This window comes from Peribacillus sp. NJ4 (assembly GCF_030348345.1).
Taxonomy (GTDB): domain Bacteria; phylum Bacillota; class Bacilli; order Bacillales; family DSM-1321; genus Peribacillus.
Map to the genome: position 1 here is coordinate 2759696 of NZ_JAUCFQ010000001.1, position 19848 is coordinate 2779543.

Here is a 19848-nt window from a genome sequence, read left to right on the forward strand (position 1 = left end):
ATATTAGTCAATTAGTATAACCCGTAATGGATAGTCTTTTATAGGACTATCCATTTTTCTTTCTTTGAGGAGCTATGAACTGAATTTTCACTTTAAATGACTGTATTCCCCACAAAGCAATTGATAAATATTTCCAAAACAAATATACTTTCTAGTAAAGGATAGACTTTATTGACCGAATGCATGTAAGCGATTTCGATAACGTTCGAAAATTTCCACAATTGAATAAGTTATAGGGGAAAGGTTGGCGTTTTTATGAAAAAATTATCTATTGGCGTTTTTACCTTCATGCTGTATTTCGTTCCATTATCAAGTACTTCACCCGGATCAGCAGAAGTAAAACCAGATTACAGGCTTTATGTGATGGCCCCATTGGGTGAAATAACAGATTGGGATGCATTTGAAGCAGAGTTGATTCAGTTGAAGGAAAATGGAGTATACGCAATAACGACAGATATCTGGTGGGGATTGGTCGAGAGTAAAAAAGATAATCAATTTGATTGGTCTTATTATAAAAAATATGGGGAGACAGTGAAAGCTTCTGGTTTAAAATGGGTGCCCATTTTATCTACACATCAATGCGGCGGTAATGTGGGAGATGATTGTAACTATCCCATCCCGAGTTGGCTTTGGAATATAGACTCTGCCGAAAACATGGCATTCAAGAGTGAAAGTGGTTTCTGGAATAAGGAGGTACTTGCTCCTTGGTGGGAAGGTACAGCTGATCAATACGAAGAATTGTACAAATCCTTTGCAAAGAACTTTGCTGATGAGAAGGATTTAATAGCTAAAATATATCTAAGTGCAGGTCCAGCTGGGGAACTAAGATATCCCTCCTATCAAAATGCAGATGGCTGGGAATATCCTGAAAGGGGACAGCTTCAAGCTTATACAGAAGGGGCGAAACGGGATTTCAGGCTTACCATGAGAGAGAAGTATTCAACGATAAAAAAATTAAATGCTGCTTGGGGCAAAAATTATAAAAACTGGAGGGAGATTCAGCCGCCAGGTAACGGGGATGAATTTTTCACAAGAGGAGGAGCAGTCGACACACAATTTGGAAAAGATTTCATGCAGTGGTATCAAGGTGCACTTGAAAAACATCTTTCAAAAATCTCGAAATTTGCCCATAAACATTTTGATGAAGTCTTTGGCGTACCAATCGGAGCTAAAATCTCAGGTGTCCATTGGAAAATGAACGATCCAGTACTGCCGCATTCAGCAGAATATAGTGCAGGGTACTATAACTACTCCCAACTACTGAATCAGTTTAAGAAATCCAATATGGCCCTCACGTTCACCTGTTTGGAAATGGGAGATCAAGACGCACATAATGCACCATCCTATAGTGCTCCTAAAACGTTGGTGACCCATATTGCCACTTTAGCCAATCAAAAAGGAATTTCATTAAACGGGGAAAACGCACTCCCACTGATCAATAATGAATGGGGCTTTGACAATATAGCAGAAATGGTTTTTAACTATGATTTTGAGGGCTTTACCTTGCTAAGGATGTCATATTTATTCGATGATGAAGGAAATCCAACAAATGAGTTCAGGATGATGGCAGATAAATTGGAAGGCAAATCGATTCCAGTTACATTCACAGTTGAAAATGTACCTTCCACACAGGGAGTCTACTTAATTGGGGATAGAGGAGAAATAGGCAGATGGAATCCAGAAGATTACGAATATAAACTCACACAAAATAAAGAAGGCAGCTGGAGCGGAACATTCCGTTTAGCCGCAGATCGATACTATGAATTCAAGTTCGTCATAAAAGATGAAAATGGCAATATTACTTGGCAAGATGGAGAAAATAATAGTTATAAAACTCCTTTGAGTGGAATAGGAAACTATAAAACTTCATGGTAGTTGGTTATATATAGGATCCTGTCAAAATGATGACTTATGTTTTATATGACTAACTAAGAAGGGATTGTGGGAAGAATATAAGGTATTGAAAGCTTTTCATCACAAGTTATCTCTACTATTTCTTGAAATGAATACAATGCAAAAACCATCTTCTGTGTAGAAGTACCAATTGAGCAAATTATCCAAATGAATAAAACCTCGATAAATAATGGGGAAAATATTATTTAATACTTAATTGACCTGTACTTTCATTAAATAGACATGTGGACTATTTTTAGGACAAAACATAAGAAAGGGAGGAATTGACACAAATGAAAACAATGATTACATGGACAGGGCAAATGGCCTTTTCTGGCACTACTCCGTCAGGACATGAAATAAAGATCGATGCTGCCGAAGAAGTAGGAGGAAAAAATAGTGGAGCAAGACCCACAGAGTTACTGTTACATTCCCTTGCTGGGTGCACAGGAATAGATATTGTAATGATTTTGAAAAAAATGCGATTTGAAACAATGGCCTTTCAAATAGAAATAGAAGGGTCACGGGCAGAAAACCATCCAAAACGTTTTACCGATTTTAATATCCACTATTTATTGGAGGGGGAACTGCCTGAAGATAAAGTGGTCCGTGCGATTCAATTATCGAAAAATACCTACTGTTCAGTATATCACTCATTAAATGCCAACATTAAAATGAGCTATTCAATAAATGGAGTTAAAGGAAAACAAGAAATCTAAGCACTATCATTTATGAGTAAATTGTTATTAAATTTATCGTTTAAGAAAAGCAGCCTTCATTTCCTTAAAGAAATGGAGGCTGTTTTTGACTGAAATGAACGTTTTATAGAATGAATCTTTTTGTTTGTACAGTCAGTAAAGAGGTAACAAATATTAAAATATTTCAGTAAGTCACATTAAAATCTATGCACAAAAGTGACAACTGCAGAATCAATTCCTCTGAATGGTAATACAAGGCGTATTTCCCTAGGACATTAAATAATCAAACTTTTTTCTCCAGTAAAGAAAATATTTACCTTCAAATTGTTTTTCAGGAAAGCTCACATCCCATTGTCCTGAACCATTTATCGGCATAGATGGGTTTATTTAGTCAGCAAGTAATCAAAATGTAATCGTTTGTCATTGGAATACCCTTGATGTTAAGACTTTATCCATATAAACTTTATATATTATTGAGGAGTGGTTAAGTTGAAAGAGATAACAATTGACAAATTAATTTTTAAAAATCATTTATCGATGATTGAACAATATTCATTGAAAGATTTCATGTTTAAGTGGCTCGGCAGCCCCGACGAAGGATTAGATGATTTTCTTCCACTTAAATACACAGATGAAGTCTTTGCAAAAATGGAAACGACATTGGAAACAAAAATAAAGATCCACGATGATGAGACCTTCAGATATGTCACCATTACGGAAGATAACCAAATTGTAATAGGTGGCTTAGACTCGAATCAAGAGTTAAAGTTTAGAATTTTGTCCTTGGAGGAGCGTTTGAAAAGCTACTAAAAAATCTAATGGCTTTGCATGGCATGCTTTCAAGACTGAATCATATTTTTAGATAAAAATAAGGCCGTCCTTATCATTTAGGAGATGGCCTTATTTTTTTTTATTTAATAATTACCCTCCCCTTAGCGTTTGAACTGTACCCGAAAGTAAAAGGAAGCTGTCGATAATTAAAATCAATCATATTTTTTAATCCAAGCCAGTAATATTAGACTTAAGTGAAGTATTTCTCTTGTTCGTTGTAATCCTAACCTTCCTAATGTTGCGGTGAGCGTGCAACTCTTTAATCCGCGAGTTGTTTGGATTTATTTTACAAAATAAAAACGATTATTAATTTGTCTTAGTGTATTATAGTAATGGAGTTGATTAAAACACTTGAGGGGGAATTGTGATGGGCGAAACGATTAGCGAGTTCAATCAAAACGCTTTTGAAAGAAACGTTTGAGGGACCCGGAATTGATGGGAGCTATTATACTGAATCAAGACCGAATACAGGGGTGTTTGGGACACTTGATGGTTTAACCGCAAACGACGCTTCACTTTCAATAAATGGATCGACTATAGCTGCTCACTCAGACCACATACGATATTATTTATGGGTGATCCGCACAATGATCAGTGGCGCGGACTTTGAAAAAGATTGGGACGCAAGCTGGACCATTGCTGCTGTTGATGAGGTGAAATGGGATGAAATCAGGGAAGGATTACATAAAGAATATGTAACTCTATTGGCAGAAATCGATTCAATCGATTTAGAGGAATGGCTGACAAATGTAAATGCGACCATTGCCCACTCTGCTTATCATCTTGGAGCGTTACGGCAAATGATAAAAAGCCTTGAAAACGAAAAATAATCTTGAGGGTTTGAAAATGATTTCCTCTCCACTCTCTAGGCACCTCTTTCCGCGGACGGTCCGCCCTCGGCGCTCTATGCGCCTTTGGAGGCTCGTACCTTCCGTTCCAATCGACTGGACTTTTTTTCAAAGAAAAAACTGTAGGCTGGTCTCATTTCAAAACTTGTTTAAGACTAGTTTATCCTTTATGTTTTTTACTTTGAAGAAATTTGCGACACTCCTGCCGAATAACCGGCTAGCCGAGACACCAAAGACGCTTACGGCGAGGAGGGCTTGGGCAGACGGTCGGCGGAAAGGGAGCGGATTTCTGAAATCAACTGGCTCTTTTTTTGGCAAACCCAGCAAATGTTGCTGGGTTTATATTTTTTTCGTTAAGGAGCTAATGTAGCGTTTTTAAGCATGAAAAAGAAATAGAAGAAGCTCTACTTTAATTTTAATCCAACAAGGCAAAATCCAGGTTAGGACAGGATATGCATTCAGAAACACATACCCATTTTGTTGGTTATTGTTGGATTGTGTCAGATTATCCTAAGAAACTTTTACATTTTAAAGGGTTCAAGTCGTAATTGGAGAAGTATTATTATCATGATGTTTTTTAGCCGAGGAATACTGACTGCATGAATATCAACGTAAAAGGAGGGCTCTTAATTAAAAAACAGCTGTTTAAACTAAGTATATTTTGCTTTATATTCTTTGTTCAAACATTATGGCCTCCCGCTGTTTTTGCTGAACAAAAAACATTTATAATTGCTGGAGAAAGTGCTCTTGCTCCATTTTCATTTGAAAATGAAGCTGGTGAGCTGACAGGGATCAATATTGATTTAATGGAGGAAATAGCAAAATATAATGGCGTAGATTTCAAATATATTCCGATGGGGATGGAAGAAGCGGAAAAAGCTTTAATGAATGGAACAATTGATGCAATTGTTGGAAGCACCTATAATTCCGAAAAAGATAACCAACTTGATTTCACTCAATCCTATTTTACAATGTCCCAATCAATAATCATTCCTAGTAAAAGGAAACAGGATATTCATACGTTAACGGATTTACGTGATTCACATGTTGTCCTTGACCATAACACTCCAGTAATCAGTACATTTCTCAATATGAGGAATACAAATTTAACGACCGTTTCGAATCAATACTCGGGTATTTTAACATTATTGAACAACCGTGCAGATGTATTCATCGGAAACAAATGGACTGCAGACTTCTATTTGAAAAAGTTCCGCCAAGAAAAGAATTACATCATTCTTGATGAAGTCATTGAACCCGCGGATTATACGATAGCAGTGAAAAAAGGGAATCAATCGCTTCTTTTCATGATGGACAATACACTCACAGAACTTAAAGCAAACCGAAATATCAACGGGATAATCGATAAATGGGTCATGCCACAGTCCAATCAAAAAATTGCCAGGCTGGAGCAATTCATATTCTGGTTGATCATAATCTTAACTGCGGTAGCACTTATCCTTCTAATCATTTACATATGGAATCAAAAGCTAAAAAAATCCGTTCATAACCAGACGTTGAAATTACATTTATTAAATAAGGATTTAGAGAAACAACGGCAAAACATCGCAAATGGTAAAGCGTTCAAAGATCAAATCTTAAACAATATCAATACTGGAATCATAACATTCGATCTCGATTTCATGATTACCAGCTGCAATGCAAAGGCTTCGGACATTCTCAACATTTCCAAGGAAATGATTCTGAATCTTATGAATCATTCACAATTAATGAAGAATTTCGAAGTTTTCAATCAAGAACAGAATGAGGATAATCGTACGGGTTCTTTTCGGATCCTGGTATTTGATGAGGAAAATGAACAGAAGGTGATTTCCTATTCGATGCATAAGATGTTCAATTCTGAAGAAATGCAAACCGGATACTTACTTTCCATGAATGATGAGACAGAAAAGAAAACATTGGAGAAAAAATTGGTCACACAAGAAAAGCTGCATGCTCTTGGACAACTAGTTGCAGGTGTCGCACATGAAATCAGGAATCCTTTAACATCTATCAAAACTTTCATAGATTTACTTCCGAGTAAATATGATAACCCCCAATTCCGACAAGTGCTAATGGAACACTTGCCTACTGAAGTAAACCGACTGAATGCAATCGTTACCGATTTAATTGAATATGCACGTCCGCGCCCGCCCAATATAACGAATTGCTACGCACACGAACTTATATCATTACTTGCTTTTCATAAGGTGACAATGGAAAAGAAACAAATAAATTTCGAGCAGACCATTGATGATGACCTTATATTTTATATAGATTTACAACAAATTCACCAGGTTCTTTTAAACTTGGTGTTGAATTCGATTCATGCTGTTGAAGAAACCGAGGAAAAGAACATTAAAATAACAATTGATAAAGAGAACGAAAAGACAGGGCGGATTACCATATCCGATACGGGGAAAGGGATGAAACAGGAGGAACTGAACCATATTTTCGAACCTTTTTTCACAAATAAAGAAAAGGGCGTCGGTTTGGGGCTTACGTTATCTTATAGGCTAGTTAAGGAAAATAACGGAGATATCCATGTGAAAAGTTATCCTAATTCAGGAACGAAATTCATCATTTTACTACCTTTATATATCGAATAGAAGCTTGAAAGGAGGAGGAGTAATATGAAAATTCATGTATTGGTGATCGATGATGAACCTGCTATTTGCACCGCTCTTAGCTTTGCCTTGGAAGATTCTTATCAAGTCGTTACAACAACGGACCCGGATGAAGGTCTTCGAAAGATTGATAATCAGCCTTTTGATATTGTTTTACTTGATCTTAGAATAGGAAATAAAAGTGGACTTGATGTCCTACAGAAAATCAAACAAATAGCACCTAACGTGACAATCATCATGATGACTGCCTATTCATCCATTGAAACTTCCATCGAGGCTATAAAAAAAGGGGCATACTACTATATTGAAAAGCCAATTAATATAGAAGAACTTTCTTTGCTCTTGATGAGGGCAGCCGAATTCAAACAGATGTCCAATCAATTGGAGACGTTACATGAAGAATTAGAGATTCAAAAGGGATTTGGTAATTTTCTTGGTAACAGCAAGGCGATGCAGCGTATTTTTTCAATGATCGAAAGAGTGAAAGATATTGATTCAAGTGTTCTTATCACGGGTGAAAGTGGAACTGGAAAAGAGCTGGTAGCCCGAAACATCCATACATTAGGAAGAAGGAAACATAACGCCATGCAGATTGTCAATTGTGCAGCAATTCCTGAGATGCTGCTGGAATCTGAATTGTTCGGTTATGAGAAGGGAGCATTTTCCGGTGCAACTCAGAGGAAGGACGGGAAATTCGTTGCTGCTAATGGAGGCATCCTTTTTTTGGATGAAATTAGTGAAATGCCACTTCCTCTTCAAGCCAAATTATTACGGGTATTACAGGAACGGGAAGTGACGCCTCTGGGATCCAATACAAAAATCTCACTGGATGTCCGTATTATAAGTGCAGCCAATAAAAACCTGGAACAAATGGTTATGGAAGGGGAATTTAGGGAGGATTTGTATTTCAGGCTAAATGTCATTCCCATCTCCATGCCGCCTTTAAGAGATAGAAAAGAAGATTTACCGATCCTTATGGATTATTTTATAAAAAAGCACGCTAGGGATATGAATCGTGAAGATAAGACGTTCTCGGCAACTGCCCGTCGAATTTTACTGGATTATCATTACCCTGGGAATGTCCGTGAGCTTGGTAACATTATAGAATATGCTGTTGCCCTATCAAACTCGAAAAGCATGGAGGATACCGATTTGCCGCAATATGTTCAAGAACAGAAGTTCATTCTCCAGCCGGATGGCAATGACGACGATTTTAACAGTTTCAGGATTCCTATTGGCATATCCATGAAAGAAATAGAGGAAAAAGTTATAACGGCCACTCTTCAATACTGTAAAAATCATCGGCAAAAAACAGCTCAAGTTCTAAAAATTTCCGAAAGAAGCCTTCGGGATAAAATTAAGCTCATTTCAAAAGGAGAATAAAAGACTTATAGTGGGAACCGGCATTTTTTTCTGGGTAACCGGCAAAAATTGCCGGTTTAAACGGTTATTCCAAACAATAAATCGGCAGGATTTGCGTTTTAAAGCAGAAAATCGACTTGGCATGTTATTTGCATCTAAGTACATTAAGAAAGGAGGGCCACAATGAAAAATGGAGCACTCTTTATAAAAGTCGCTTTGTTATTTTGTTTCATGACAGGATGTTCTTTTATGAATGAGCAGCAGGAAATACCCAAACCTGCTACTACCCTGATTCAGAGTCAATTAACTTCTGAAGGACAGGATTTAAATAATAGGCTGCTAATCATTGCAACCGGAGATATGACAGGTGTTTATTTTTCATTAGGAAAAAGATTGTCAAACATGTATGAAAAATATAATGGAGCTGTTTCAGGAACCCAGGTAACCCATGCTTCCATCGAAAATACTGAATTGGTTAGCGGCCATCGGGCAGAAATTGGTTTTACCACAGTGGATGTACTTGATTTGCCTGAAACGGATAAATCCAAGTTAAGAGCTTTAACGGCCCTATATTCCAATTATGTTCAAATTGTTACTACTAAACAAAATGATATTGATTCCTTAGAAGATTTAGTTGGTAAACGCATTAGTGTGGGTACGACAGGAAGCGGTACAAGGCTTATTGCAGAACGGATACTGTTAGAATCTGATTTGCCGACTGATCAATTGAATTTATCTTATCTTTCTTTTTCTCAATCAGCAGAAGCATTACGAAATGGTACCATTGATGCAGCTTTCTTTTCTTCGGGACTTCCGAATAATGAAATCGCTTTCATATCCAATCAGACGGAACTGACTTTCATACCAATACCGGGGGACATCATTGAACGTCTTCAAAAACAATATGGAGTTTATACTCATAATGAAATTCCCAGAGATACATACAAGGGAATGAAAAAAAATGTCCAAACGATATCAATTAAAAATGTCCTGGTAACCTACAAGGAAATGTCTGACCCGCATGCTTACAATCTTGTGAAAACATTATATGAACATCTGCCTGAACTGCAGCAAACACATCCGGCGGCTTCTGATATTTCAATAGAGGAAGCAACCAAACAAGTTCCAATGGATTTTCATTCAGGGGCCATGAATTATTTTACTGAACAAGGAATGATTGAAAATCAATGAAAAACGGGAGGTAATGACTTTGAAAAAACTAATATGTCTTTTATCGATAATCGCATTGATCGCACTTGCAGGGTGTGGCAATCCTACTCCGCAAAAGCCGGGGGAATCTGTACAAACGAGTACAGGTGAAAAAGGGGAGAAGAAAATAACGATAGCCGGTAATGGCGGGGTCATCGAAAGCGCCATCCGAGATGTGATCGCTCCAAAGTTCAAAGAAGAAACGGGAATCACTGTTAATTATATTTCCGGTTTATCAGGTGAAATCCTTTCTAAAGTGGAATTACAGAAGAACGCTCCGCAAATAGATGTTGCCCTTTTTGTACCGGTTGATGTAATACGCGCTAAGGAGAAGGAACTGATCGTACCAATTGATGAGTCCAATGTTCCCAATATGAAATCGGTGGATCCCCGATTCATTCCGATTGAAAATGCTGCCGCGCCAGCATTCGGCTTAGTCATTGCACCAGCTTATAATACGGAAACCTTTAAAAAGAAAGGGTTAAAATCAATTGAATCATGGAATGATCTTGTCTCCCCGGATTACGAGGGTAAAACGGCATTTTCAGATATTACGAATGACTGGGGTTTCAATACCCTTAATGGTCTGGCGATTGCAAACGGCGGCAGTACGGAAGACATGGAACCAGGTCTTGAAAAAGCAAAAGATCTTGCAGGATACTCCAATACTTTTTATAAAAACTCAACGCAAATGATGCCAGCTATCCAACAGGGAGCTGCTGACGTAACGGTCATGGGTAGTTATTCCATAGGTGAACTAGCCGTTTCAGGAATTCCAATTAAGATGGCGGTGCCTAAAGAAGGTGTGCCGCTTCAAGCTTTCAGCGCTGGTCTAGTGAAGAATACGCCTAATAGCAAAGAAGCCCTAGAATTCATCAACTATGTAGTCAGTGAAGAAGCACAAGCACTAATTTCCGAAAAAGGATTTTATCCGACGGTGGAAGGTATGAAAATCCCAGAGAAATATGAAGAGTCAATCGGCCTTAAAGCAAGTGATAAAACATTCAAACCTGATTTCGCCAAGTTTGCAGAAATCCGTGCTGAAGTGTCAGACAGATGGGCGAAAGAGGTTACTCCTGAATTAGGGAAAAAACTCAAATAATAAGGAGCGTGTTGATCACATGGAAGTATTAAAAAAAGATATGGAAATTAATAGACAACACCTGGAGGCAGTTCAGGGGGTTGGGTCAAATAAAAATGATGTAGAGATAAAAGGAGCGTTTAAACAATTTGGCTCGAATGTGGTCCTGAATGGTATTGATCTGGAGGTGAAACAAGGAGAGTTACTCACTCTTCTTGGGCCTTCCGGGTGCGGAAAGTCCACAACCTTGAACCTCATTGCAGGATTCCTCGATGCAGACCGGGGAGAGGTCCATATTAAAGGAAATAATGTTACGAAGGTTCCTCCTTATAAGAGAGATTTAGGCATGGTTTTTCAAACGTATTCACTTTTTCCCCATATGACAGTCTATGAAAATTTAAGCTTTGGCTTGAAGCTGCGCAAGGTGGGTAAAGCTGAACAAAAAAAGAAGATAAGTAAAGCGCTTGAATTAGTGAAAATGTCAGGATTGGAGAATCGTTATCCAAGAGAATTATCAGGAGGTCAGCGTCAGCGTGTTGCGATTTCCAGGGCACTTGTAGTTGAACCGGAGCTCCTTTTGCTGGACGAACCGCTTTCAAACCTTGATGCAAAACTGCGCCATGAACTTAGGGCCGAGATAAAGCGATTACAAAAGGAAATTGGCGTAACGACCATTTTTGTGACCCATGATCAAGAAGAAGCACTTTCCATGTCTGATCGAGTCGTGGTGATGAATGCAGGGAAAATTGAACAAATCAGTACTCCGACTGATATTTACAATCATCCCAAGACAGAATTCGTCTTTCAATTCATCGGTAAGTCGAATTGTTTTGAAGGGAATGTCTCTGCTGTGGACAAGCGGAAAGTGTCAGTCAAGATAGGTTCTGATATCACACATGTAGACGCAGATAATATCATGGGAAATGATAATGATTTGAAAACCGGAGATGAGGTGAAGCTTTATATTAGACCAGAAAAACTGCAAATTTTTTCTGCAGATGACACCTCCTTACCACATTTGGATTTCCATCGTGCCAAGATTAGCCAAATTAACTATCTTGGTACCTCATGGGAAATCAATGTTCTATTACAGAGTAAAAGTATACAAGTATTGACTTCCGCTTTTGATTCATCATGGCAAAATGGAAGTGAGGTGTTGATAGGATGGAGCCCATCAGAAGTTATGCTAGTCAAGAAATAGAACGGGAAAAGAATCCGATTGAGCCGCAAAAGGAACCTAAAATCAAGAAAAGGAAGGTCTGGGTGCCGGGATTACTCCTTTTAACGCCGATTCTACTTTTCATATTTGGTTTCTTCGTCATACCGATGTTATACATTTTATATTTAAGCTTCATCTCCACTGATAATCTTGGAGGAGCGGATGCCGTTTATAGCCTAAAAAACTATACACAATTATTTTCAGATAGCTATTACTTATCATCTTTGTGGCTGACAGTGAAAATCAGCTTATATTCGGTCTTGGTTGCATTATTTCTTGGATATCCGGTAGCTTTGACGATGGCCAAAAGTTCAGCACGGATCAGAGGGTATATCACTCTCTTGATCGTGTCACCGCTTCTAGTAAGTATAGTGGTCCGTAATTTTGGCTGGTACCTCTTGCTATTACCTAATGGAACGATTAATCAAACCTTGATGGCCCTTGGCATAATAGATGCACCATTGAAACTATTGTTTTCGGAAATCGGAGTTGTGATTGGACTATCCAATGCATATCTACCTTTCATGATCTTATCCATCGTTGCCAGCTTATATAATATTGATCCTTCCCTGGATAAGGCAGGAGCCATACTTGGGGCAAGCCCATTCAGAAGGTTCTTTTCCATTACATTGCCGCTAAGTATCCCTGGTATAGTATCTGGTTGCATTCTTGTATTCAGTTTGTCTATGAGTGCTTATGTTACGCCTGCACTAATGGGCGGAGCCAATGTACCCGTGATGCCTGTTGTCATCTATGATCAAATAAATAACCTGCTGCATTGGACATTCGGTTCTGCTCTATCTTATATTCTATTAGCCACCACCGTCATATCAGTAGCCGTCTTTACCAGAGTGTTTGAAAAAGGGAAATTCAAGGAGGTATTCCGATGATGAAAACGTTTGGCGGCCTTCGGATTGCCGTAGCCGTGTTGGCGATTATTTATATCTTGATTCCGCTCATTGTCGTTATTCCTGCTTCTTTTACAAGTGCCAATTATCCAAGTTTTCCGGCTGAAGGCTTCTCACTGAAATGGTATGTCAAGATTTTGGAGCGTCCAGAATTTTTGGAAGCATTTTTGAATAGTGCGAAATTTGCAGCATTAGCTGCCCTATTCTCCGTCATATTCGGAACTTTGGGGGCCCTTGGCATCGCAAAGTATGATATACCGGGAAAATCGTATATTACGGCCCTTTTAACTTCTCCATTAAGTGTACCGCAATTAGTCTTAGGGATTGCACTGTTAATGTACTTTACACCAATGATGCTAGCCGGTACGTCTGCCGGATTCTTGATTGCCCATATCGTCATTTGCATACCATATGTAATGCGCCTGGTATTAACCGGTCTTAGTGGATTTGATTATAATCTTGAACGAGCTGCGGCCATACTTGGAGCCAATCCATATACAGTATTCATGAAAGTGACACTGCCGCTGATTGGGTCCGCGGCAATCTCTGGGGGATTATTCGCATTTTTGACATCATTTGATAATGTAACCGTCTCACTCTTTATGGTATCACCTGAAATGAGAACGTTGCCGATCGAGATTTTCTCGCAAATGCAGGATGCCTACAATCCGATTGTTGCTTCCGTGTCAAGCGTGGTTATATTCATATCAGTTCTTCTAATCGTCATACTTGAAAAAATTCAAGGTGTCGGAAAAGTTTTTGGTGGTTCCCATCATACAAACGGATAAAAAGATATAACAATGGATCATGCTGTCTAAGCTCGGTTTTTGATTTCATCTAAACGTTCCATTCAAGTGATCCAAACATCTTTTAGCAGACAATAGTGGGGCCGTTAGGATAGGGACAGAAGGATTAATTTGCTTTGCAACATGCTCCATACTATATTGTGAAAGCAAAATCACTTCTGTCTTTCCATCTAATTGTTTCACCATCTTTTTAACCCGATCGTCATGCTCCTTCTTCTTCCTTGAGACAATAAATGGATGATCCCGGGATCCACCAAAGATACGATCTTACAGTCCGGATTCTTATCTAATAAATAATTTTGAAGGGCGATGGGTGTTTCTTTTACGGTTGAAATCAGGCCGATGGTAGTATAGCCAAGTGCTTCATCAAGCATGGCCTCATCTGAACGAAATAACTTTACAGTGTAAAGAGGTTGTAAAATTGAAGTGATTCCATTAAAAGCAGAGCAAGTAAGTTGGATGCATGAAACGCGAGAATCATAGGCTAAATTCAGTAATGCAGAAAAGCGGCGAATGATTTCCGGCGTTAACTTGCCGCTCTTTTCCATCAAGGCGAGAAGTCCCGTGTCCATGAAATGAAGGAGTTCAATGTTTGGAGCAACTGTCTGAAAGGCCCTTTCTATTGGTTTGAGTGCAGTTGTGGTTGCGTGAATCAATGCGATTTTCAATAAAAACCCTCCTTTATCTTTCATCATTATATCTAGCTGAATCATAAAATTCCATTATATTACATGCAATTGATGCTTTTCCCATTTACTATAATCATGAACGGAAGTGAGAAGCATGGAGAAAGAAGCCTTACACGACCTTAGTCAGGTAATTCCAGGTGATAGAATGTTCCTTGATTTAGCAGAAAGGTATTGTTATAGCTATGACGCTTCTTTTGGGGAATTTTTACCTGAAGTCGTGATACAGCCAAAAAACGCCGAAGAAATCAGTGAAGTGGTTAAATTGGCTAATATACACAAAATACCTGTTTACCCTAGAGGATCTGGTACTTCGCTAAGTGGCGGCCCTTTACCAGTTAAAGGGGGGATGGTTCTTGATATGACCCTTTTACGAGATAAATTGATCATCGATCGGGAAAATATGCTTGCCATTGTCTCTCCGGGTGTGATTACGGCAAATATCCATAAAAAGGCGGAAGAAGCTGGCTTGTTCTATCCTCCCGATCCAAGCAGTTCAAATGTTGCCACAATAGGCGGGAATCTATTGGAAAACTCCAGCGGTCCAAAAGGATTGAAATACGGAACGACCAAAGAATATGTGATAGGCCTAGAGGTGGTCACCCCAACGGGAGAAATCATCCGTACTGGCGGAAAGACCGTGAAAAATGTAACAGGGTATGATTTGACCCGATTGATCGTAGGATCGGAAGGTACCTTGGGCATCGTTACAGAGGCAATCATCCGCTTAATCCCAAAACCGCAAGCTAAACAAACCTTTGTTGCCCACTTCAATCATTTGATTGACTCCGGCCATGCCATTACCAGCATATTATCGTCAGGAATTTTACCATCAGCCCTGGAATTGATGGATAATGCTTGTATCCGTGCTGTTGAAAGCTATCGACCTTCTGGCTTGCCTCTTCAAGCAGAAGCCATCCTTATCATAGAAATAGATGGTCACCCTTTGGCGATTGAGGAAGAAATAATTAAATGCGCCGATTTATGCAGGGCAAAGGGTGCTTCCTACGTCAAGATTGCGGAGACAGAGGAAGAACGCCAAACTATTTGGAGTGCGCGTAAATTGGTTTCCCCGGCCATTACACAAATGGGTCCTACAAAGATTTCTGAAGACGCGACTGTTCCACGCAGTCAAATTCCGGCGATGATGGAGAGATTAAACCGAATCCGGGAGAAATACGGGTTGAACTTGGTTGTTTTTGGTCATGCAGGAGATGGGAATTTGCATCCGAACATCATTACTGATAAACGAAATATTACGGAAATGAAAAAAGTGGAGCTTGCAGTCAGTGAAATTTTTGAAGCCGCAATTGAACTAGGCGGAACACTTTCCGGTGAACATGGAATCGGTACATTAAAGTCACCATATATGGAAATGGAATTAGGTATAACAGGGGTGAATATGATGAAAAAAATCAAAGAAGCATGGGATCCCAATAATATCCTGAATCCAGGAAAGATTTTTCCTGATAAGGGCCAGACAAGGGTCGTGTTGGTTACATGAACCTACCCGTTAATGTGAACGAGACAAAGGCAGCGGTCCAAAATTTATATTCAGATGCCTATGATTGGACAAACCAATGCGTAAAATGCGGTTACTGTTTACCAGCATGTCCTACATACGAATCAATGGGTGTAGAATCAGCCTCTCCACGCGGTCGAATCAATCTAGTGAAAATGGCGGCCGAAGGGAAAATAGATTTCCAAAAAGATTTAGCTGAACCGATCGACCTATGCTTAGGCTGTCGTGCTTGTGAAACCGCATGTCCTGTTGGTGTGCCATACGGACATATACTGGAAGCGGCAAAAGAAGCCATTGAAAACTCCGCGCCAACAAACCAAAAAACTAGAATGACGAAGATCAAAAAACTGGCATTGGTTCATCTTTTCCCATATCCAAAACGAATGAATAGGATTGGGAGTGCAGTCCATCTTTATCAAAAAACAGGGTTATCCAAACTTATTCGAACATCCAATGTACTGCATAAAGTTTCACCTGCCCTTGTACATTTAGAACAAGCACTCCCTGCTATCGAGTCGTCTTCCAAACGAATCAGGACAGGTACGATAATACCCGCAAAAGGGGAAACGAAATTAAGGGTGGCATTTTTTGCAGGGTGTATCATGGATTCAATGATGTCACGAATCAACCGTTTAACCATCGAGCTGCTTACCTTGGTGGGATGTGAGGTCATCCTCCCTGAAAATCAGAATTGCTGCGGTGCCCTGCATTCCCATCAAGGCGAAACAAAACAAGCGAAAGCATTAGCGAAGAGGAATATCCTTGCTTTCATGGAGGCAGATGCTGATGTAATTGTAAATAACGCAGGAGGCTGCGGTGCTTCGCTTCTTGAATATGGACATCTATTGGCAGATGATCACGAATGGGCTGGAACTGCAAGGGAATTCTCAAAAAAATCAAAAGATATTAGTCAAATCCTTTATCAATTGGGTCCACTTCCCTTTACTGAAGAATGGCAAGGCATCGTTTCTTATCAAGATTCCTGTCATTTACGCAATGTTCAAAAGGTCCAAAAGGAACCTCGATTATTATTGCAATCTATACCAGGAATTTCCTATGTGGAAATGGAAGGGTTTGACCGCTGCTGTGCATCTGGAGGCATATACAATCTTCTCCACTTTGATGAATCCATGAAAATTCTTGATGAAAAAATGAAGAACCTAAAAGAAACGAAAGCCACTACCGTAGTGACCATCAACCCTGGCTGTCAAATGCAAATGAGCATTGGCATTCAAAGGGAGGGAGCTACAAACCAAATGAAAAGTATTCACCTTGTTGAAATACTTGCCAAGGCTTGCGGCCTGGATTGATAAAAAGAATACAGAAACTTCATTGGACATTAAACGTCAGTATTTCCTGCTCTTATGCGAAAATACAGACGTTTTTATTTTTCATTTAATAATGACCATGTTAGAAACTTGATCTTACTCCATTAAAGATGTAGGTGGAAAAAGCCTTTGGAGAGCAATGATGCAGTGCAATATGTACGGATGAAAGATTGATTAACAATATTGACTAAAATGATTAAGGCAGCTTTTTCTTTATCCTTATCGGGGCAGGTTAGTAAACAGTATGTTAGTTGCACGTTAGATACATATGAAAAAAAAAACCGTTCAATTTATTGAACGGATAGAATCAAATTAGATGTGTTAGTAAATGAACTTAAATTCCTGTTTTTATGCCAAAACCTATTAAAATTAAGCCACTTGATTTTTGGAATGCTTTCTGGAATTTGGAGTTGTTCATCCATTTTTTTGCGTAATCAATTAGATAAACAAGAAATAGAAACCACAATACCGCGAGTAAGGTTAAGATGAAGGCTAAGATAATCAATTGCTGGTTTACATTTCCAGTCAAATTGATAAATTGCGGCATGATTGTTATATAAACTAAAACGGTCTTTGGATTAAGAATATTATTAAGTAATGCTTGCATAAAGGAATCTTTATTATGCCGATTTGAATACTTTGTAGGTGTATTTGCCTGTGTTTGAATTTCTTTTAAAGAAAAAACGCTTTTAGCAAAAAAACTTTTTATCCCTAAATAAATTAAGTAGGCAGCTCCCAAATATTTGATTGTACTGAAAAGAATCACAGACTTTGCAATGACAACAGATAATCCAAGAATAGCAATAAGCGTCCAAAAAGAAAGTCCCGTTGCCATTCCGAGAACAGTATAACGTCCCGCTTTTGGACCATAGCTAAGCGTATTTTTCACTAAGAGCATGGTATCTGCTCCTGGTATAATAACCATCATTGCAACTATTGATATGTATGTAAGTAAGCTATCCATACTATTTCTCCCTCCTCTTTTTATAGTGACTACTTAAGTAACTACTTATGTAAGTATATTAGATGATTATGGAAAACGTCAACAGATTTTGCTAAAATATTAGTTACAAAGGTAGCAACTAAGGTTGTGTTGGAGGGTTTATGAAAGAAAACATTTTAGAAACATTAAAAAACCTAAATTTTACCGAATATGAAGCGAAAGCATATCTTACCTTATTGGAAGAATCGCCATTAACAGGCTATGCAGTAGCAAAAAACTCCGGTGTACCACGTTCAAGAATATATGAAATTCTGGACAGTCTCGCAATAAGAGGAGATATTCTGGTTAGTCCTGGAAACACACCACAGTATACTCCTGTTCCTGCAAAGGAGCTAATAAAAAACCGTCGAATGAAAGCAGAAGAGAATTTTGAACTGGCAGAAAAATCATTGGCGGAGTTTGAACGTTCTGCAAATGACCGTGAAAATATCTGGAATATCATGGGACGCAACGAAATACTCGATAAGGTAAAAGCTTGTATATTATCTGCTAAAAAAAGAATACTCTTAGAGATTTGGGAAGACGAATTTGAAGTATTAGAATCTGAACTAAGACAGGCATCAAATAGAGGGGTCAATGTAACAATTATTGCCTATGGGGAAATCGTCTGTGATTTTGCTAATGTTTACCTCCATTATATGGGTTATGAAATTACAGAAGAGTATGGTGGGCGATGGCTTGTTATTAGTGGAGATGACTCAGAAGTAGTAGCAGGTATTGTCTCGCTTGGTAAAGATAGCCGTGCAGCATGGACAATGCATGTAGGTTTAGTAATGCCCATTACAGAAGTCATGATTCATGATTTGTATCTCATGGAAATCATGGAAAAACATAGAGAACTTTTAGAAGAAAGTTTTGGTGAAAACCTCGCCAATTTACGTAAAAAATTTTCTATCCATCCAGATTTCAAAAAACATTACGTGGACTAGATTTCCGCTATTTTTGTCTGTTTTTTACAACAAAATAAGAAAAGCTACTTCACAGTCAACTATAGGGCATGAATCCAGGGGGGGATTTATGCCTTTTAATGCTGAAATTACTTATTAAGCCATAGGGTGCAGGTAAGTTGAAGAAGCAAAGCATCGCGCCCCCAGCACCCGACTATTGAAGATATAGCAGCTGTGTAAGAAATTTAACTATATTAAGATATGGAAAAGGGTATAATAAGTAATGTAATAAACCATTCTTGTAATGGGATTATTGTAGTATCGGATTTACATTTATGAATTTCCGGATATATACATAAAGACAGAAGGAGAAATGATTCGTTTGAATAACAAAGAAACAAAAGGTATCGAGTTACCTGCCAACTATGAGGAATTAAAAAAATCTGCCAATCGCAAATCTAATTGGAGAGAACGTTTAGATGCGATCGAAGAGTTAGGCCAGTCAAAAAATAAACAAGTAATCGATATTCTCACACATATTATGGATAGTGATTCTGTATATAAAGTTCAAGAGGCCGCCTACCGTCAATTGAAAAGATTAGGCGAAGATGTTCAATTGCCTGCAAGGAGAAAGGGCGAATTGGTTAAGGGATTAACCAAAATTTTGGTAAGGATCAAGAAGAGTTTACCAGAAGATCACACATATACTGAATTCAAAGAGAAGCTTCAGAAGATGCGAATGGATATATATGATACCTATGAGGGTGAAAAAGGAGCAGACTTTGATAAGTGGCTTGAAAACACTTGGTCAACTTTATCAAAAAGATAAAACTCCATACCAAAAAAGAAAAACAAGTAATATTGGATCTGGGAGCAAAATTTTTGCTCCTTTTTCTTATGTGTAAAAACTAAAATTGTAGCTGGGGTATGCTAATATGTT

General features: G+C 38.5%; 17 protein-coding genes. 15 read left to right on the plus strand and 2 right to left on the minus strand.

The window, feature by feature from the left end:
* The first annotated feature begins 255 nt into the window (after nucleotides 1–255).
* The 11 genes from QUF94_RS13765 to QUF94_RS13815 all read left to right on the plus strand — a co-directional run bounded on the left by QUF94_RS13765 (nucleotide 256) and on the right by QUF94_RS13815 (nucleotide 13464).
* Nucleotides 256–1875, plus strand: coding sequence for a family 14 glycosylhydrolase (locus QUF94_RS13765; RefSeq protein WP_289316354.1), 1620 nt, complete (start codon nucleotides 256–258; stop codon nucleotides 1873–1875).
* A 311-nt stretch (nucleotides 1876–2186) separates the two neighbouring features.
* Nucleotides 2187–2612 carry an OsmC family protein gene (locus QUF94_RS13770; protein WP_289316355.1) on the plus strand — a complete coding sequence of 142 codons (426 nt, stop codon included), beginning with the start codon at nucleotides 2187–2189 and terminating at the stop codon, nucleotides 2610–2612.
* A gap of 468 nt (nucleotides 2613–3080) precedes the next feature.
* Nucleotides 3081–3401, plus strand: a complete 321-nt coding sequence (locus tag QUF94_RS13775) for a hypothetical protein (RefSeq protein ID WP_289316356.1) — start codon at nucleotides 3081–3083, stop codon at nucleotides 3399–3401.
* A gap of 425 nt (nucleotides 3402–3826) precedes the next feature.
* Nucleotides 3827–4252, plus strand: coding sequence for a hypothetical protein (locus tag QUF94_RS13780; RefSeq protein WP_289316357.1), 426 nt, complete (start codon nucleotides 3827–3829; stop codon nucleotides 4250–4252).
* A 617-nt stretch (nucleotides 4253–4869) separates the two neighbouring features.
* Nucleotides 4870–6879 (plus strand): transporter substrate-binding domain-containing protein, encoded by a 2010-nt coding sequence (locus QUF94_RS13785; RefSeq protein ID WP_289316358.1) that lies wholly within the window; start codon nucleotides 4870–4872, stop codon nucleotides 6877–6879.
* A 24-nt stretch (nucleotides 6880–6903) separates the two neighbouring features.
* Entirely contained in the window at nucleotides 6904–8280 is a 1377-nt protein-coding gene (locus QUF94_RS13790) for a sigma-54-dependent transcriptional regulator (protein WP_289316359.1), read from the plus strand.
* A gap of 162 nt (nucleotides 8281–8442) precedes the next feature.
* Nucleotides 8443–9450 (plus strand): TAXI family TRAP transporter solute-binding subunit, encoded by a 1008-nt coding sequence (locus QUF94_RS13795; RefSeq protein WP_289316360.1) that lies wholly within the window; start codon nucleotides 8443–8445, stop codon nucleotides 9448–9450.
* A 19-nt stretch (nucleotides 9451–9469) separates the two neighbouring features.
* Entirely contained in the window at nucleotides 9470–10570 is a 1101-nt protein-coding gene (locus QUF94_RS13800) for an ABC transporter substrate-binding protein (RefSeq protein WP_289316361.1), read from the plus strand.
* A gap of 40 nt (nucleotides 10571–10610) precedes the next feature.
* Entirely contained in the window at nucleotides 10611–11750 is a 1140-nt protein-coding gene (locus QUF94_RS13805; protein WP_483313687.1) for an ABC transporter ATP-binding protein, read from the plus strand.
* The gene (locus QUF94_RS13810; RefSeq protein ID WP_289316363.1) at nucleotides 11714–12658 is read left to right on the plus strand and encodes an ABC transporter permease; all 945 of its coding nucleotides are present in this window, start codon (nucleotides 11714–11716) and stop codon (nucleotides 12656–12658) included. Before QUF94_RS13805 ends, QUF94_RS13810 begins: the two co-directional genes overlap by 37 nt.
* A complete protein-coding gene (locus QUF94_RS13815; RefSeq protein ID WP_289318374.1) occupies nucleotides 12658–13464 on the plus strand; it encodes an ABC transporter permease in 807 nt (268 codons plus the stop codon). The genes QUF94_RS13810 and QUF94_RS13815 overlap by 1 nt, the downstream gene beginning before the upstream one ends.
* Nucleotides 13465–13661: 197 nt before the next feature.
* Here QUF94_RS13815 and QUF94_RS13820 read toward each other — a convergent pair whose 3' ends face one another.
* A complete protein-coding gene (locus tag QUF94_RS13820; RefSeq protein WP_289316364.1) occupies nucleotides 13662–14150 on the minus strand; it encodes a hypothetical protein in 489 nt (162 codons plus the stop codon).
* A gap of 115 nt (nucleotides 14151–14265) precedes the next feature.
* On the opposite strand from QUF94_RS13820, the gene QUF94_RS13825 reads away from it, so the two are divergent.
* Nucleotides 14266–15672 carry an FAD-binding oxidoreductase gene (locus QUF94_RS13825; protein ID WP_289316365.1) on the plus strand — a complete coding sequence of 469 codons (1407 nt, stop codon included), beginning with the start codon at nucleotides 14266–14268 and terminating at the stop codon, nucleotides 15670–15672.
* Nucleotides 15669–17000: a (Fe-S)-binding protein gene (locus tag QUF94_RS13830; protein WP_289316366.1), complete on the plus strand. Its 1332-nt coding sequence runs from the start codon at nucleotides 15669–15671 to the stop codon at nucleotides 16998–17000. The genes QUF94_RS13825 and QUF94_RS13830 overlap by 4 nt, the downstream gene beginning before the upstream one ends.
* Nucleotides 17001–17352: 352 nt before the next feature.
* Here the strand turns inward: QUF94_RS13830 and QUF94_RS13835 are convergent, their stop codons facing one another.
* On the minus strand, nucleotides 17353–17982 hold the full coding sequence (locus tag QUF94_RS13835; protein ID WP_289316367.1) for a homoserine/threonine efflux transporter: 630 nt from the start codon (nucleotides 17980–17982) through the stop codon (nucleotides 17353–17355).
* Nucleotides 17983–18122: 140 nt separating this feature from the next.
* Here QUF94_RS13835 and QUF94_RS13840 point away from each other — a divergent pair, with 140 nt between their 5' ends.
* Both QUF94_RS13840 and QUF94_RS13845 read left to right on the plus strand, forming a co-directional pair.
* Nucleotides 18123–18950, plus strand: a complete 828-nt coding sequence (locus QUF94_RS13840; RefSeq protein ID WP_289316368.1) for a TrmB family transcriptional regulator — start codon at nucleotides 18123–18125, stop codon at nucleotides 18948–18950.
* A 331-nt stretch (nucleotides 18951–19281) separates the two neighbouring features.
* Nucleotides 19282–19737, plus strand: a complete 456-nt coding sequence (locus QUF94_RS13845) for a HEAT repeat domain-containing protein (protein ID WP_483313653.1) — start codon at nucleotides 19282–19284, stop codon at nucleotides 19735–19737.
* The last annotated feature ends 111 nt before the right edge of the window (nucleotides 19738–19848 follow it).

Coding starts and splice junctions, on each gene's coding strand:
- QUF94_RS13765 (WP_289316354.1), top strand. CDS start 256: ATGAAAAAATTATCTATTGGCGTTTTTACCTTCATGCTGTATTTCGTT.
- QUF94_RS13770 (WP_289316355.1), top strand. CDS start 2,187: ATGAAAACAATGATTACATGGACAGGGCAAATGGCCTTTTCTGGCACT.
- QUF94_RS13785 (WP_289316358.1), top strand. CDS start 4,870: ATGAATATCAACGTAAAAGGAGGGCTCTTAATTAAAAAACAGCTGTTT.
- QUF94_RS13790 (WP_289316359.1), top strand. CDS start 6,904: ATGAAAATTCATGTATTGGTGATCGATGATGAACCTGCTATTTGCACC.
- QUF94_RS13795 (WP_289316360.1), top strand. CDS start 8,443: ATGAAAAATGGAGCACTCTTTATAAAAGTCGCTTTGTTATTTTGTTTC.
- QUF94_RS13805 (WP_483313687.1), top strand. CDS start 10,611: ATGGAAATTAATAGACAACACCTGGAGGCAGTTCAGGGGGTTGGGTCA.
- QUF94_RS13810 (WP_289316363.1), top strand. CDS start 11,714: ATGGAGCCCATCAGAAGTTATGCTAGTCAAGAAATAGAACGGGAAAAG.
- QUF94_RS13815 (WP_289318374.1), top strand. CDS start 12,658: ATGAAAACGTTTGGCGGCCTTCGGATTGCCGTAGCCGTGTTGGCGATT.
- QUF94_RS13825 (WP_289316365.1), top strand. CDS start 14,266: ATGGAGAAAGAAGCCTTACACGACCTTAGTCAGGTAATTCCAGGTGAT.
- QUF94_RS13830 (WP_289316366.1), top strand. CDS start 15,669: ATGAACCTACCCGTTAATGTGAACGAGACAAAGGCAGCGGTCCAAAAT.
- QUF94_RS13835 (WP_289316367.1), bottom strand. CDS start 17,982: ATGGATAGCTTACTTACATACATATCAATAGTTGCAATGATGGTTATT.
- QUF94_RS13840 (WP_289316368.1), top strand. CDS start 18,123: ATGAAAGAAAACATTTTAGAAACATTAAAAAACCTAAATTTTACCGAA.
- QUF94_RS13845 (WP_483313653.1), top strand. CDS start 19,282: ATGATTCGTTTGAATAACAAAGAAACAAAAGGTATCGAGTTACCTGCC.